This window comes from Bradyrhizobium sp. S3.3.6, assembly GCF_040546905.1.
GTDB lineage: Bacteria > Pseudomonadota > Alphaproteobacteria > Rhizobiales > Xanthobacteraceae > Bradyrhizobium > Bradyrhizobium cytisi.
Map to the genome: position 1 here is coordinate 227,250 of NZ_JBEPOT010000007.1, position 15,777 is coordinate 243,026.

Consider the following 15,777-nt stretch of genomic DNA (forward strand, 5'->3'; position numbering starts at 1 on the left):
CCACCGTTCGGAGAAGATTGAACGCGGCTCTCGTGTCCACACTATTTCGATACCCTTTCTGCATCAGGCGAATCTGACGTCGACGTCGGTGCGAATTATGACGCAGTAAGACTAATCGCTACGGATGACGCCGGGGCATTCTTTAATTATGGGCAGCCGACGAAGAGCGCCACGCCGATGGGTCATCCGCACCACAGAGCTGTCGCTAACGGATCCGAAACGGACCTTCGAGAGAGATTAAACATTCGATCACATGATTTTGGTCCATCGCTGACATCTGAAAGACGAATTCTCCCTGATGGTTATGATCGCATTTGACGAGATGTGCACTTGCCGCGCGTATGCTGCAGAAAAGCCATTCTACGACGCCCTAAGGAACAACACGCTTGTTGATTGCTAGCTGCTCGCCAACTCCCGTCTCGCGATCATGAGAAATATTGCGAAGCCACTCACGGCGCAGAGGGAGAGTGAGCCATTAGCCGAGTTGAGTGCGATGCCGTGGCATCCGCTGCGCAGAAATTTGCGCTCCAGCGAACAGGCAATCGTTCACTGCCCGCCCGAGTTGGACCGTCGGTACGACGCCGTGCGTCAGACTTTTCGATGGGCGATCGTCCTTATGCGTGTAACAGCGAGCCAGGCGAAAGCTGAGACGGCGTTGTAATCGCCGCTCGGTCTGTCGTTTGCTGCAAGTTGCCATTCTGCCAGTCGGCGCCAAGTTGTGGTGCGCTTTCGTGCGCAATGTCGTGTTCACGACATGCCGGTGGTTGACCTTTGGCCAGAACGTGCGCCCCACGTTTTGTTCTGCGTCCAGTTGGCGCGTAGCGTGGCCGTGCGCAGGCCGCCAGGCAGTTGGCCCGGTCTTTGCTCAGCTGCTTGGCAAACGGTGTGCAGCTTCCCGCTTTTGTAGGGATTGTCTGTCACAGAACGTGGCTCTCTGTGGAACGAAAAGGCGATGCGATGAAGAACTGGAGTTCGGTAACCGCCAAGGTGGGAAGCACCGAGGCTGGTGCCTTCGATTTGATGACGCGCACCGCACTGGCTGTCGAAACGTATGATAGCGCGGATGGTAACCTTCGGTACGTTCCTGAAGAAGGGAGCGTGCTTGCCCGGGACACAGTCAGGTCGGATCGACCAGCCAGCTTCACGCTTCAGAACGGCCTGCAGGTCGTGGTGATTGCGGATCGTCGGACGCCCGTTGCGACTCAGATGATCTGGTATAAGGTCGGCTCCGCCGACGAGCCACCCGGCAAATCGGGGCTTGCGCATTTCCTCGAACACCTGATGTTCAAGGGCACATCCAAACATCCGGCGGGTGAATTCTCCCAGACCGTGCGGCGCTGCGGCGGCAACCAGAGCGGCTTCACCGGGACCGACTATACCGCCTATTTCCAGCAGGTGCCGCGCGAGCAGCTCGGTAAGATGATGGAATTTGAAGCCGACCGCATGACCGGTCTCATCCTCAAAGAGGAGAACGTGCTGTCGGAGCGCGACGTGGTGCTGGAGGAACTCAATAGGCGGGTCGCCAACGAGCCGGATGCGCAGCTCGCCGAGCAGATGATGGCGGCTCTTTACCTCAACCATCCCTACGGCCGCCCTTTGATCGGCTGGCGTCAGGAAATCGAAAAGTTCGATCGCGAGGACGCGCTCGCCTTCTACAAGCGTTTTTACGCGCCGAACAACGCCATCCTGATCATCGCCGGTGACGTCGACGCAAATGCGATCCGCCCGATGGTGGAGAAGAATTATGGCCACATCCCCCCGCAACCATCAATTCCCGCGGAACGCCTGCGACCGCAGGAGCCGACGCCGGCCGCGCCGCGTACCGTGACGCTGACCGATCCCCGCGTCGAGCAGCCAGCCTTGCGCCGTTATTATCTCGTGCCGTCGGCTCACCCCGCGGCCGCCGGCGAGAGTCCAGTTCTTGATGTGCTCGCGCAATTGATGGGTGGCGGCGCCAACTCACATCTTTATCGCGCGCTGGTAATCGACAAGCAGATTGCGATCACGGCGGAGACAAGCTACGAGCGTACCTCGCTCGATCCTACGCAATTCGAGATTTATGCGACCCCGAAACCCGGCGTCGGATTCGGGGAGATTGAGTGCGCCATCGACGAGGTGATAGCCGATATTGCGCACAGTTGCGCGCGCGCCGAGGATCTCGAGCGGGTCAAGACGCAGCTGATCGCGCAACCAACCTACGCCCAGGACAGCCAAACAAAGCTTGCGGTCTGGTATGGTGGTGGGCTCACGACTGGGCTCAGCATCGACCAAATCCGAGGCTGGCAGGACGGCATCCGCGCCGTCACCGCCGACCAGGTGCGCGCGGCCGCTGGGAAATGGCTCCACAAGAAGCGCTCCGTGACCGGCTATCTTATGAAAGAGTCAACGCGGAACCACCAGGAGAAGCGATCATGACGTATTCCTTCACACGTCGTGCGGTCTTCGCTGGCGGAGCCTCGCGCTCGACCGCGATGCTCGCCTCGCCACGTTCACTTTCCGCGGCCGGAACGCGTGGCGCGACCAAGATCCAGCGCCTGGTGTCATCTTGCGGTATAGTAGCCTGGTTCGTGCAGGACGCCACTGTCCCGTTGATTGCGATGGATTACGCATTCGGCGGCGGCGCGACCCAAGACCCCGCCGATAAACCCGGCGTCGGCTACATGGTTTCTGACCTACTCGGTGAAGGCTCCGGCGATCTGGATTCCCAGACCTTTCATGAGCGGCTCGACCGTCGCGCGATTGAGCTGAACTTTGAATCGACCCGCGATCACTTCCGCGGTGCCTTGTGCACGCTCGAAGACAACAGGGACGAGGCCTTCGACCTGCTACGGATGGCACTAACCTCGCCGCGTTTCGACGCGGCCGATGTCGAACGGATTCGTGCCAGCATGCTTGCGAGCCTTCGGCAAGGCTCGGCCAATCCCTCGTCCCTCGCCAAGCGCAAATTCCTCGAGGTCGCCTTTAACGATCATCCTTATGCTCGGGAGGCCAGAGGCACGATCGAGAGCGTGCCAAAGATCGAGGTCGCGGATCTCAAGGGCTATGTCCGACGCGTGATAGCAAAAGACGCGCTCAAGATCGCGGTGGTCGGCGACGTCGATCCAGAGGCCCTGTGCAAATTGCTCGACAGGACTTTTGGCGGCCTGCCGGCCATGGCGGAGTTGGCGCCGGTGCCCGACGTGGTCGCAGCAACACCGCCGCAGCGCGTCTTCATTCCGCTCGATGTGCCCCAGACCGTTGTGACCTTCGGCGGTCCCGGCGTCCGCCGCAGCGAGCCCGATTTCATGGCGGCCTATGTCGTCAACCACATCCTCGGCGGCCCCGGTCTGACGTCGCGGCTGTTCCGCGAAGTCCGCGAGAAGCGCGGGCTGGCCTATTCGGTCCATGAGCGCTTGGTCTGGATGGATCATTCCGCCATGTTTGTCGGCAATAGCGGCACCCGCGCCGATCGCGCTGACGAGACGGTCGAACAGATCGAGAATCAAGCCCGCCGAATCGCCGAGGAAGGACCGACCCAGCAGGAACTCGACGATGCAAAGTCTTACCTGAGAGGCTCACAGATGCTGGCCCTCAACACTTCCTCGAAGTTTGCGCGAACGCTGCTGCAGCATCAGCTTGATAAGCTGCCGATCGACTATGTCAAACAGCATAACGTCGTCGTCGATGCAGTGACGTTGGAGGACGCCAAGAGGGCCGCACAGCGGCTGTGGGGCCAGGGTCTGCTCACCATTATCGTCGGCCGCTCCCCAATGGGCGCAGCCCGGTCGACCACCGTGCCATCGGCAGCGACCTCCTCACCAGGCGCCGAGCAGCTAGGCGCCACGGCATCGCCCAAAATACCGGCCAAAGCCAATTAACTTTAGGCGACGCCCCTCGTAGCTTCGAGCCTCGCTCTCCGCTCCGCCCTGGGGTGAGAACCGGAGAGCGGTTGCCGTGGGCATAGAATCGACGAATGACCTTGTAGCCTTTCGAGAGCGACGGACCGCCCTTAAAGACGACATGCTCGCCGAGCGGTGATGCAAACAGACCATCCAGCGCCTACACAACCCAGATGTCCTTCTCAAGCAGATGAACAGGCCGTCCCGAGGCGGTCGCGGCAACGCCCAAGGCTTCAGGCCGACCTCGCGCGACAGGGTGAGATTACGTTTAGCCATGAGGCACGAGGGTTTGACTTTGTGGACTTCGACAACCATCCGGGCAGCGCAGGGCGAAGCGCAATTAGCTCGTCGACGGTGGTCTTGGACATGCGCATCGCCCTGGTTTTGCTCGGCGATGGCGAGCGCCGACAATCGGCTTGGTTCCGGCTCCCCAGCTCGCAAGGGGCAATTGTGCGGTGAGGCCGATCATTGACGCGCTCGACGGACCTTGCCCGCCAGTGATCGCGAGATCGAGGCCGGCAGGCAGGCTTTCTCTTTGGAACGCGGTATCGAGATTCTCGAGCGCAGTCTGTGCTTCGGTGGTCAGTTCGTTCTTGACGTCGTTTTTCGCCAGCTCGCTCGCCATGCGGGGCGTAGGCCTTTGTCGGAGAGTAGGCGATCGAGCGCAGAACCCTGAACTAACCTGAGATCGCGATCATTGCGATCATCGCCGCTCAATCGGACGAGGCCGATAGCGCGTCGCAGCGCGACCGGAAGGCTATCCGCAGAGCCGTCAAGCTGGCCGGTCTCATAGGCGAGTTCGGAGGTCTTCGGTGCCACGAACACAAACACGCTAGACCGGTTCGCCAGCGACCTTGCCGTCGTGTTCGAGGGCAGGAACGGCTGCATCTTCGCCGGTCCATTCCCATCGTGAGAGGTGATGCCGCGAAAGCGCTCCATGGTGAGAGCGTAGATCGCAGCCGCCGGCGGTTTGGCTGACGGTGCGGCATCGGTCATCTGGCCTCTCAGACTTGTCGCCAGGCTGGAATTCCGAGGACGGATTCGATAGCGAGCGAAATTGCCTTCATGCGGGACTATCAGTTCGGCTGCGGCGATTTCGGCGAAATGCTCGCGGCCGTCTGGGACGATCTCTTTCTCCGACCAAGCTGCTATTCGTGCTGCGACGTCCCTCCGAGCGATTGCGACTACGGCCAAGACGGCCCAGCGCTTGCGCCGATAACCCGTCGTTTGAACGCAACACCTGCTGAAGCTAGCCCCCTAACTTCGGCGGAGGAAAATTTCGTGCTCCAGACTTGGCGGCCCAATGCTGGCCGTGTAGTTTACGCCCCGAAGGGTTAGACTTGTCTCTGGCTCAGACACTTGGCAACCCGTTGTGCAAGCGCATTCCCTCCTTGAGCTCTTCCGGTGCCCACTGTTTCACAGTGCTGCCAGTCCGGAGGAACATACAGAGACAAAACTTCCAAAAGCTCGAAATCCCCGCTCCGCCATACTTGGCATCTCGTCGTGCGCCTCACAAGAAGCGTCTCCCTCCGAGGTGCCCCCGCAGTTGTCCTCATTCATGCGAGGTACCCAATGGCGCGGCACGTCGGTCGAAATAGCCTCCAGGGAACGCAGTCATCGGAGGGATTGGCGTATAGGGATGCCAGAGCGCGAGCCCAACCAGCCGCGCATCCAGCCGCACAATCAATTTGCGAGCGATCATGTCAGCTATCGCAGCCTCAATCTCGGCCTGCATTACATTCGTCCCGCTCAGCTGTTCGCGCAGGCGGGTTTCAGGCGAGCCTTCGTCCGCAGCCAGAAGAATTTCCCGCGCGAGGCCCCTGACCCGGTGTTCGCGCTCGACTGCAATGGCTCGCGTGTCCTCGACTATGATCTCGTCGCCGCTGTCCCGCATCGACAGCATAGACAACTTCTTCGGCTCGTACCAGGCCTTCAGCCAGGCATCGATACCCTTGGCGACAGCGCTTAGCCCCGGGCGGCGGTTAGCGCTGCGCGCCGCGAAATGACCGCCGACATCGTTGTCTTCACTGTTTTCGAAGTAGTAAACCTGATTCGCCAGATCGCGCTCCGACAACGGATAGACGTAGCGATAGGAGACGGCCGGGCGCAGCTTCAATCCATGTTTCTCGGCTGCGTAGTGATAGGGGCTGTAGCGCTGGTACCGCAAACGCACCGCAGGTCCCGGCTGTAGATGATGCAGCAGCGGTAGCAAAGGAGCCATTTCCGCATACCATGCGTCGCTCTCGCCGGGGAAGCCCCACAGCAAACTCCAACTGACCCGCACACCGTGCTGACGGCACCACTTCAAGAGTTGGACATTATGCGCTGAGCTCGTTCCTTTGCGCATCAGCTTCAAAACACGGGTATCCAGGCTCTCAATACCCGGTTGGATCCAGCGGACGCCGGCGGCAGCCAGCTTCTCCACTTCGTGGCGTTTCAGGTTGGCTTTGACCTCAAAGAAGATCGCGAGCTTCTCGGGTAGCGCGGTGAGGCGAGGCAGCGCCATTTTAAGGTAGTCAGTGGCCAGAATATTGTCCACCGCTTCGATGCGCGACGAACCGTAGCGCGCCGACATCTCAATCATCTCCTCTGCGGCCTGCCTCGCGGGTTTCTGGCGATAGGTCATCGATCCACCGTTCAGCCCACAAAAGGTGCAGTGGCTCCGCTCGCCCCACCAGCAGCCTCGAGAGAACTCCATCGGCAGCCCGGCATGGATGCGGTCGGCGTAGAGCGACGCGTTGAGCTCGGCAAAATAGTCCGAGAAATCGGGCAGCGGCAGGTCACCCATGTTCTCGATCACTGCGCGGGGCACTAAGTCGCGCGTCGACGCAGCGGGATAACCGGCCTCGCGATGCGCCGGACCGAAAACGCCAAATGGCAGGTCAGCAGGCGGAATGTCTCTGCCGCGATTGAGGATGTCCCAACACAGCGGGCCGATCAGTAAGTCGGCCTCGCCCGACACGACATAGTCGACCCATGGGAAACGCATGTGAGTGCTCCGCCCCATTACCGACTCGCAGTTTGCGCCCCCCATGAGAGTGACAAGATCCGGTGAGCGCTCGCTTAGACGGCGCAGCAACGCGAGCGAGGGAACATGCTGGGTGAAGGTCGAGCTGCACCCAACCATGGCCGGCCGCTGCTCCAATATCTTGTCAGCCGTCCAATCAATAAACCCGCCGATGAGCGAGCGCAGCCTGAGGAAATTCGCGCGACGCTCGGCCAACGATTTGCCTGCGTGTATCGGGTTGCGTTCGAAATAAAGGTCCAGGAAGGCGCTTTCTTCAGGCTCGAAGTCGGGAAAAGCAACGCCCGCGAACAGCCAATCAACCAGCGCCTCCTCTGGCGGGCAACTCTCAAGAGGCCCATAGTCGGCAATGCCTATGTATTCCAAAAACCAGATGTTGGGATATGCTATCGTGGCTTGCAGGCCAGCCTGGGTCAGCGCTGACTTCAGCAGACCAAGCGCCAACGACGGTCTTTCGACTGCCGACATAGGCATGTTGACTAAGACGATTGGCACATCGATACTCATGTGATGCCACATTATTTGTGGTAGGCTAAGCGCGTTCGCCCGGGCACAGTCTCATGCGCTGGACGGCAATGTGAACTTCTGCGCGACTCCGTGATTGGAGCCGTGAACATGAAGTCAACTAATTCAGCGAATGCGCTAGGCGGCGCGCTTCGAGCCATGTTTCCGTGTCACGTTCGTTGCCTGGAGACTGGAAAGCATGAACGCGCTAGTCCAGCGGAGGGTGCTAGAGCCGAGCGGTGAATGAGCCGACACACCGCTTCGCTCCCGACATTAAGCGGCGCCACGCCAAGGATCAGTTCGGGTCGAGCCGTTCTTGACGAAGAGCGTGCAGCGTTCCAGTCGTACTCGCCGATGTGCAAAAAACGAGGACTTGGCTCGAAGCCGCGAGCGCGGAAGTCCTTCGGTCGCGTCCAGCGCGGAGCTACCAAAGCCCATCCGGCGGAGCTCAGGCAGGTGGTAGACCCAATGAGTTCGAGCTGCCTAGGAGAGCCCGGCACGCCAAGAACAGGTTCTGCGGTCACGTCGGTTCTGCGCGCCATGAAGCCGCGGACGGTGGATGCGAAACGGCTTGCCACCCCAGTCCACACTGCGAGATGGTAAGATGCCGCAGCTCCTCGATACTGACGTAGTACCTCAGTGCGAATCGGCATGATCTACGTCCGTGCGAGAGCCTGCGTTTTTGGCAGCTTCGATGCGGCTCGTCGTCCAATTGCTGGTCTGCCAGGCGAAGCGGTCGTCGAGGTCGTCTTCGATTACCCCGGCCGCGTACAGCCGATCGAGCAAGTCAGCGACTGCAAGTATGCTCGTTCCGTCAGTCGTGACCCGCATAACCAGCTCCGACGCTGTGCAGTTGCCGAACGCGATGAGATCGCCAACGGAAATCGGAGCGACGTCGTCGGGCACCCGGTGTTCCATATTGCGGGCGCGGAGCTGAAAGTACCGGTTCCCTGCTTTGTATTGCAGGTCTCTGCGGAAGCGGATCGGCAGGTCGGGGGCTGGGCTCTCGAGCATATACTGGTTGATCATGCTCTGCAGCCCCTCCCGGAACTCGTCAGGCGTCCTGAAGAAACGTTCACCCAAGATGCGGTAACCGAGAGGCCAGCGTTCGCTCCCCGGTACCGGCGTCACCAGTTGCAAACGTCCCTGCTGCATATTTACGAGGAAGCCGGAAACACACGCGATCGTGGTATGATCGCGTTCCAGCAACGCGATTGCATCATCTTTGATGGCGGACCTGAGCTTCCCCTTCCGCTCGCGCGCGCGTCCGGCGAAAGCCTTTGCGGTCGGCGCCTCCTTGCCCTGCAGGATGAGTTCGACCCCTAGCAGCTCCTCTGGCGAAAACGTCATATGAATCTGGTTGAGATGTGCTTTGCTCAGCACGGAGAAACGATTCGGCGTGGTGCCATACAGGTTGAACAGTCTGAGCACGCGTCTGGTGAGTGCCTGATCCTTAAGCGGCGCAGCGGTCGTTGTCTGCGGCAATGCGCCCGTGATCCGATAGTAGTCGAACAGAAAGCGATCGTAGTGTGGGTTGTCCATAGGATCTGTAGCCCAGTAGCAGAAGCCAGTACGGGCTGCCGAATCAAACACCTCGCTCGCGACGCCAACTACGCCACGCCAACGCTCTGCCTGCTCTTTGCTGTAGTCGTAATAGCCTTTGAACCGGTCGGCAGAGAGGCCACAGAACCAGCAACCAACGGTGCAGCCTTCGCTCAACTCGAAGGCGATGATCGGGTACGTGACCGATAGCGACGATGCGCCCAATTCGTCGTTGCAGCGCCGGATTTGGCGCTCGCGCCAGGCATGGAAACGAGGGTTAATCGTCGACATTTCGCCTTCGTCGCGCAGGAGGTCGCGATGGCGCAACATCTCGCGCAGATGCTCGTCCCACATCGTAGCCAGCGGCCACTGGGCAGACTCCGGCTTGAAGCGGTATTTTTGGTAGTCTGCGTGCCAGAGCGGCAACATTTCCATTGGGTCAACTTCGATGCCGTAGCGCTCTGTTACCGTACGAGGGGCATCGACGTTCTCCGAAAGTGCCTTGCGGAACTCCACGTCACCAGCTAACCGCTCCGTGAAGCGCTTGACGTGCGACAGGGTGCGCAGTTGCTCGGGGGTGCGACGGTCAACACTCCGTCGGTAGTGTTCGGTGGCAGCGCGCGTCATCACGTCGGATAAACCTTGAAGCAGCATCTCATAAGCCTAATGGCAATGATCTCCCCCCGGACGAGGCTGCTTTCATGTTCTCGTCGCACTTCTCGTCTCCTTGAGCACGAGCCAATGCGGTCAGAGCGAAAGGCATGTCAGGCCGCGACCGCAACAACAACAACCAGAACAACAGCGACGGGCTCGACTGCCGAGGCGAAGTTAAAGTGCGCTTCCGCGACCTGTACGCCGCTCGTGGGCACCTCCGCAGCGGACCTGGCCAACCCGGTGGCCTGCACAACGCCGCTCGAGATCGCAACACTCGAATCAGGATTGACGCCTGCAGTCGCATCGAGCTGCTTACTAATCAACTCCTGTCGGCTTCGACACCGGATGTAACTCTTAGCTTCATCAAGAGTAAAATCGTAGCCGTGACTTTTTCCGACCGCTACAATTGATGCAAGACCTGTAGCACTCGGTTTTGCGTTTTCGAGCAGATTGCCCTTTTTCCCTAGATCGTTGACAAACCGCTCTACCTCAGTTCGCGACACAGCCAGTCTCCACGTCTTCGCTCAATGTTGCCAAACTATGCACGATGCCTTCGCAGGCGATCGACGCCGACAGCGCGAACAAAGCAAGCAACGCGCCAGACTGAAAATTGCTGATTTTTCGCTTTGTCTCGCGTCGTCAACACGACAACATTGGTATGGAACCGACAACCGGCCCACGATTCGGGACAAGATTTCGTTGTCGGTATCTAAAGTCGTCCGGTCTTTAATCGCGGGCGACAGCAAACCGAGCGGCCCAGTGCAGGGCGACGGCGTCGGGCACGCATGCAGGACGCGGCATCAACCCGGGCTATGGCTTTACGCGCCAGCGCAGAGGACATTCGGGTGGCACCTCCCGTTACTGATCGCTTGACCAAAGCGACTCAAAACAGAATCCAGCAATCTCTTGAGATTGCTGGGCTCTTTCGATCGATTTGGTGGCGGGTCCGAAACGAACGCCAGATCGAAGACCCTCGTTTGTGGTTTCCGCGCTTCCGGGAGCCAAGTGATAATCGGCTCCGATGGGGCGGACGAGGGTTCTCACCACCGTTTGTTCACGATCATTCACTTGAAGCCGAACCAATTCAGCGCAACGGCCTTGGTCTGAGCCAGGCGTGGATGGACTGATCATTGGCGCGCTCTGACCGCGGGACTTGTCGATGCTAATGGTGGCTAGCACCCTGCCCAACAGGTGGCGCGTTACCGCGTCGGCCGCCGCCGGCTTGGCATGATAGAACCCTACGGTCGGGCTGCGCGCCACCTGCCCTCTTAAACAACCTCAGACGGCGAGCTGATCGTCTCCGAGCTCTCGTCGCGGTTCAGGCGTTCGTGCACTGCCCTGCTGGCCTTGAAGACCGGAAAGCGCTTTTGCTCGATTTGCACGTACTGCAGGTCTTCCATCTTTTGCGGATTGCAGTTGCGGTCAAGCGCCGGAATTCGCTTATTATTGATGGGATTCCATATCGAGAGGTTCATGTTCTTGATTTCCTCGGTAGAAATATCCGAATCAAGCAATTGTTCGGATCGCTGAATAACCCGCCCGAGCGTAGTGTCATGCATCATCCAGGCATAGCCGCTCCTATCTGCGCGAAGATCGAGTTCGACACCGTGGAAACCGTGCTTAAGCGCGTTGTCGGCGGCTGAATGGTGTTTTCGAGAATGCCCTTGGAATTATCGAACAGACCGCGGTGCGGCAGTATTTGCTTCCGATGCGGATCGATGCCGCGGGTCTTGGCTTCGGGGCCGGTCAGGAAGAGATCCTTCCCGTAACCGGAGGTGTCGATTTCAGACTTTGCGTCGCCAAGAGCGGGCCTATCCAGACCAAGGCTGGACTTCCAAGCGGCCTTGCCGCTAGCCAGTCGGTGATCGTCTTGTTGACGGTGCCATCGACGGGATCGTTCGGATCATTGGAGCCAACTTTTGGGTTGTCTCGCCACATGTGGGAAACGGTAGAGAGATGGCTTTAGCCCCGCTGCACCCGGCCGATTTGGGTTTGCAAGCCAGCCTTCCCCTCGCCTCCCGCGATCGCATCGGTAACACTGCCAGCCACAGTTGAAGCGACAACCATGGTCCCAATCAGCCTTAGCCGGGTCAGTTGCTTGCGCCAGCGGCGCGTACTGAAAGCGAACACGTTGCGAACTGCGCCGCCAGGCAGATCTGTCACATTGGCGGCGGTGCCCGAAGAGTCGAGCAGAACCGTCCGCTGCCTTAACATGAGCGCTCTCCGTCGGTCTCAAAATGTCGCTTGTGGTTGCTGTTGCGGTGTGGAGTCTACCAGCTTTCTTGAAGAGGACGACGGATCACCGTCCGCGTTGGCCCTCTTCAAGAGAGAAATGAGCCCCGTAGATCTGCAGCATGTTCGGATCAGCCGCGCAAAAGCTGTCTATGGCGCATCCAATTTTGGGAGGGAACGCCTGTGCTTCGCTGAACAATGCGGTGGAGCGTAACAGTAAGGCGGCCGATTGAATGCCGGTGGTCCTTCGAGAACGAGTTTGTTGCGTGTAAATGGGAGATCATTGCCCTCAGTCAAGAGGGTGAAGATAGCGCGCGTCCGCGCGGGCAAGTTCGTCATACCTCAAAAGCTCGAAGACCTCGTCGAGCGTCGCAATATTGGGCTCGATACCGGCAACGCCTTCTTCGGCAATGATACGACGGCAGATCTGCTGCATTGCCGCTAGTGCAGCTCGCACTGAGTGGTTGGCCCAGATCACTGTTGAGATGCGGGCATTACGATACGCAGAGACTGGTGTTCGATAGTATGTCGTTGGCACGATCACGACGGGCAATCGGCTTTGCCAGGTGCGCGTGAAGGAAAGAACCTCGTCCGCGGTGCTCTTTCGCGAGTGAATGAGGATCGCATCCGCACCAGCGTCCGCGTAAGCGTGAGCGCGTAAAATTGCTTCGTCCATTCCATGCCCCGCGATTAACGCCTCGATCCGGGCCACGAGGACCAAGTCTTCCGCGACTGTATCCTTAACTGCCCGCAGGCGGCCGGAGAATTCGTGGATATCGGCGAGGGGATGACGATCCCCAATGAGCGAGTTCATCTTCGGAAAGCAGCTGTCCTCCAGCGCAACGCCCGCAGCGCCTCGTTGACGGAGCTTGCGGGCAAGGAGGCGTGCATTGTTGAAATTCCCGAAGCCGCCATCGCCGTCAACGAGAACAGGCAGTTTGCTCGAGTCCACGATCCGCTCGACTGCATCGACAAGTTGGCACCATGACGCTTCGTTGACATCACGGTACCCAAGAGAGGAGGCAATTGAAAGACCCGACGCCCAGAGACCTTTGAACCCTGCGCGCTCGGCGATCGCAGCGGAGAGGCCGTCATGCGCTTCCATGAGGAAGGAAAGTTCAAGATTGGAGCACACCTGTGCACGCAGCATTTCTGCGAGCGAGGATGCGGTGCATCGATCAGGACCGTTGGCGAGTACAGATTGTGGTTGACGTTTCATGCCGAACACCCCAAGAGCGACGGTTGAGCAACCCGACTGAGCAGCCCAACCTTCATTCGGCAATCACTCGGCTTTTCTGACATCTAGATCAATTAGTCGGCTTGATAGTTGACGGAGCGTTCTTGCCCGTCCGGCCGAGGGCGATGGCTCTCTCTGTGGATCGACGCCACCTACGTGAAGGTGCGCCAGCAGGGGCGCATTGTCTCGGTCGCGGGCATCGTCGCGATCGGCGTACAGTGATGGCCGGCGCGAAGTCCTGGGCGTGGATGTCGGCCCATGCCCGGATGGCGTCCTGCGCAGGCTCGCGAGGCGGGGTCTGCGCGGCCCTCAGCTAGTGAATCTCGGACGCCCACGAGGGCATCAAGGCCGCCGCCAAGGTGCTGAACGCCACGTGACAGCGCTGCCGAGTGGAGGTTGTTGAAAAGAGTTCGGGCGGACTGATTCCGTTTTCCTTGTGAGTCGCGGTCGGAGGGGCGCCACATGCTGGGAAGGAACAGAATCAGCTAGAGCTGTTCGTCACCTCCTCGCTTCGCCAGCAAATCCCCGACGACCAGTGGCGGTTCGGGTCGATCGCGTACGCTATTCTTCTCGGCTACACCACGAAGTCTCACTGTTATTTCTTCGGCGATGGCCGGGCGATTATCCGGAAGTCGCTGTAGGGTTGATGCTCGCTGCGCTGTCACTGGGCATCGTCGACGATCGGAGGCTCAAGTCAATGTCGCCATCCGATGGTTCGTCGGCTAAGGACCGCATGACGCTCTTCCCGACCACTCCGGCTTGATACGCATCCGCGAGCGGTGGGGCGCCCACCGCATGATCTTCAAGCGGCGCGGGCGGGGCCCGTCTCAAGGCGAAGATCGCGACCGCCGATGTCGTTCACATCGATGCATCGCTTATCCGCACCACTCTGAGCTAAATAAGCATCGTCGGTAGAGCGGGCGGCACTCTCACGATCGGACTGCGGCATGTTTCAAGCGCCTCGTGCATCGACATGCTTGCAAATGATAGAAGCCATCGCCAAGGGCAAGTCTAGACCTGCTCGACTCCGAGCACCGTAGAGCCGCAACTCTCGTCTCAATTCTAACGACTTACGTTTGCGCTCGGGTCAACTACCAACGTTAGTATCTGATCTACTGATGGGAGCAAACTATTTGTCGGATGAGCATCGGGCTGCGCAAACATCAGCTGCAAGGAGTTCAGCATGCAGACTCACTCACAATCTGTTCTGGCCGACGGCCGCCATCGATGCGTTGGCTCCTCGGTTCCAAAATACTGTGTGCTCAGGTCTGCTCCAACCGCGCCCCTCATTGTAAGTGCATGAAGGGCATCTTGGCGCGATGAAGAGGTCGCCGGTCTCAATGAACTCTAAAGCCCCATTTGGCTACGACGCGGTTGTCGATCGGAAGAGTGATATCGGCCGAGGCAGATCGCGTACCGGCGGCGAAGCGGTTGCGATCACCGTAACAAATTCGACCATCGATGCAGGAGGAGCGCACATGTTGGCGCAACGGATGTCTTTGCTGTCAGGTTCGGGCACTGCCGCCGCCCGTGAGGCGGCTAAGATAGCTGCCGCGACCGGCCGTCAGATCATCGATCTCGCCGACGGCGAAGTCATCATCGAGCCACCATCATCCGTGCGCGAAGGAGCGATTGCCGCCATCAATGCCGGCGCGAACCGGTATACCGATTCCATCGGCCTGACGCCGCTTCGCGGCGCCGTTGCCGCAAAGCTGTCTGCGGAAACAGGCATCGACTGGAATACGGATAACATCGCTATCACTGCGGGTGCAAAGCAGGGCCTGCTCGACGCTGCCTTGGCGGTGTTCAATCCTGGAGATGAGGTCATCATCATTCGCCCCTGCTGGCCGACATTCCCGTCCCAGGTTCTTCTCGCTGGCGCAAAGCCCGTGTTCGTCGACGTTCGCCCCCCGACATATACTCCTGATATTGTCGCAATTCGCGCCGCTGTCAGCCCGCGCACGAAAGCCGTTATCATTAACTCGCCGAACAATCCGACCGGCGCAATCTATGATCGAATGACTCTACAAGCTATCGGCGATCTCGCGATCAACTATCAGCTCTGGATCGTTTCCGACGAAAGCTACTCCAGCTTCGTATTCACCGGTTCGCGCCATGAGTCGATCGTCATGGCGCATCCCGGCGTCCGTTCAAGGACAATCCTGGTCAACGCCTTCTCAAAAGAGCTGGCGATCACCGGTTGGCGCCTGGGTTACTTCGCAGCTCCGCCGGAGATCGTTTCCGCGGCCAAGAAGCTGCAGAGCCATACGACCTCGAATGCCAACGTAATCGCACAGCACGCCGTCCTGCATCACCTTCAAGTCGGCGACGGCAGTTTTGAACGAAAGATGCATGAGCGTCTGTCCGACGCTCGCAACAATGGTCTTCGCATCCTCTCTGGTCTGCAGGACGTAAGCTTGCCGGGCGCCGACGGCTCGTTCTTCTTCTATCTCGATCTCAGTAGGCTTGTCTCAGCTTTGCCGGCCAGCGGCCACCTTCGATCCACCGACGACATTGCGCGATTGCTCCTGGAGGAAGCCGATGTGGGATCCGTTGCCGGCGGTACCTTTGGCGACGTGAATGGCCTGCGTCTCTGTTTCGGTGCTCCACCAGACCTGCTGGAGACGGGACTGAAACGCGTCGTCGAGACCCTGAACAGCCTCAAGACCAGGCAACCAGCCTGAAGCTTGCCAGAAGGACGTTTG

General features: G+C 59.4%; 8 protein-coding genes and 2 pseudogenes. 4 read left to right on the plus strand and 6 right to left on the minus strand.

The window, feature by feature from the left end:
- Positions 1-957 precede the first annotated feature (957 nt).
- Complete coding sequence (locus ABID59_RS21710) at positions 958-2,415, plus strand: M16 family metallopeptidase (RefSeq protein ID WP_502916816.1); 1,458 nt, start codon at positions 958-960, stop codon at positions 2,413-2,415.
- A gap of 56 nt (positions 2,416-2,471) precedes the next feature.
- Positions 2,472-3,857, plus strand: coding sequence for a M16 family metallopeptidase (locus ABID59_RS21715; RefSeq protein WP_502916820.1), 1,386 nt, complete (start codon positions 2,472-2,474; stop codon positions 3,855-3,857).
- 361 nt (positions 3,858-4,218) lie between these two features.
- Here the strand turns inward: ABID59_RS21715 and ABID59_RS21725 are convergent, their stop codons facing one another.
- The 6 genes and pseudogenes from ABID59_RS21725 to aepX all read right to left on the minus strand — a co-directional run bounded on the left by ABID59_RS21725 (position 4,219) and on the right by aepX (position 12,985).
- Positions 4,219-4,503 (minus strand): hypothetical protein, encoded by a 285-nt coding sequence (locus ABID59_RS21725; RefSeq protein WP_354084821.1) that lies wholly within the window; start codon positions 4,501-4,503, stop codon positions 4,219-4,221.
- A gap of 927 nt (positions 4,504-5,430) precedes the next feature.
- Positions 5,431-7,410 carry a RiPP maturation radical SAM C-methyltransferase gene (locus ABID59_RS21735; protein ID WP_354084722.1) on the minus strand — a complete coding sequence of 660 codons (1,980 nt, stop codon included), beginning with the start codon at positions 7,408-7,410 and terminating at the stop codon, positions 5,431-5,433.
- Positions 7,411-8,043: 633 nt separating this feature from the next.
- Complete coding sequence (locus ABID59_RS21740) at positions 8,044-9,576, minus strand: radical SAM family RiPP maturation amino acid epimerase (RefSeq protein ID WP_354084813.1); 1,533 nt, start codon at positions 9,574-9,576, stop codon at positions 8,044-8,046.
- A 137-nt stretch (positions 9,577-9,713) separates the two neighbouring features.
- Positions 9,714-10,106, minus strand: a complete 393-nt coding sequence (locus ABID59_RS21745) for a Nif11-like leader peptide family natural product precursor (RefSeq protein ID WP_354084723.1) — start codon at positions 10,104-10,106, stop codon at positions 9,714-9,716.
- A 765-nt stretch (positions 10,107-10,871) separates the two neighbouring features.
- Positions 10,872-11,231 (minus strand): annotated as a pseudogene (locus tag ABID59_RS21755) (glycerophosphodiester phosphodiesterase family protein); the annotation flags it as partial.
- An 893-nt stretch (positions 11,232-12,124) separates the two neighbouring features.
- Positions 12,125-12,985, minus strand: coding sequence for a phosphoenolpyruvate mutase (aepX, locus tag ABID59_RS21760; RefSeq protein WP_354084814.1), 861 nt, complete (start codon positions 12,983-12,985; stop codon positions 12,125-12,127).
- 207 nt (positions 12,986-13,192) lie between these two features.
- Here aepX and ABID59_RS21765 point away from each other — a divergent pair.
- A pseudogene (locus ABID59_RS21765) lies at positions 13,193-13,446 on the plus strand (transposase); the annotation flags it as partial.
- A gap of 1,104 nt (positions 13,447-14,550) precedes the next feature.
- Positions 14,551-15,756 carry a pyridoxal phosphate-dependent aminotransferase gene (locus ABID59_RS21770; RefSeq protein WP_354084815.1) on the plus strand — a complete coding sequence of 402 codons (1,206 nt, stop codon included), beginning with the start codon at positions 14,551-14,553 and terminating at the stop codon, positions 15,754-15,756.
- Positions 15,757-15,777: the final 21 nt, after the last annotated feature.